This is a genomic window from Paenibacillus sp. EB106-06-01-XG199 (assembly GCF_058791575.1).
Genome location: NZ_JBYTDQ010000043.1, coordinates 1 through 649, shown reverse-complemented (window position 1 = coordinate 649; position 649 = coordinate 1). Strand labels below are relative to the sequence as shown.

Genomic DNA, 649 nt, shown 5'->3' with positions numbered 1-649 from the left:
AGTAGCGAAGGTCATGATCTCACACTGCCAAGAAAAGCCTCTAGCCAGGAGAAGGTGCCCGTACCGCAAACCGACACAGGTAGGCGAGAAGAGAATTCTAAGGCGCGCGGAAGAACTCTCGTTAAGGAACTCGGCAAAATGACCCCGTAACTTCGGGAGAAGGGGTGCCTCGGTAGGGTGAATAGCCCGAGGGGGCCGCAGTGAAAAGGCCCAAGCGACTGTTTAGCAAAAACACAGGTCTGTGCGAAGCCGCAAGGCGAAGTATACGGGCTGACGCCTGCCCGGTGCTGGAAGGTTAAGGGGAGCGGTTAGGAGCAATCCGAAGCTGTGAACCGAAGCCCCAGTAAACGGCGGCCGTAACTATAACGGTCCTAAGGTAGCGAAATTCCTTGTCAGGTAAATTCTGACCCGCACGAATGGCGTAACGACTTGGGCGCTGTCTCAACGAGAGATCCGGTGAAATTTTAATACCTGTGAAGATGCAGGTTACCCGCGACAAGACGGAAAGACCCCATGGAGCTTTACTGCAGCTTGATATTGAATTTGGGTACGATCTGTACAGGATAGGTGGGAGCCGTAGAGGCAGGAGCGCAAGCTTCTGCGGAGGCGCCGTTGGGATACCACCCTGATCGTATCTAGGTTCTAACCT

Annotated in this window: 1 rRNA gene; it reads left to right on the top strand. The window is 54.2% G+C overall.

Annotated features, from left to right (window positions below):
- Positions 1 to 649 (top strand): 23S ribosomal RNA (locus AC3WT9_RS34635); the annotation flags it as partial.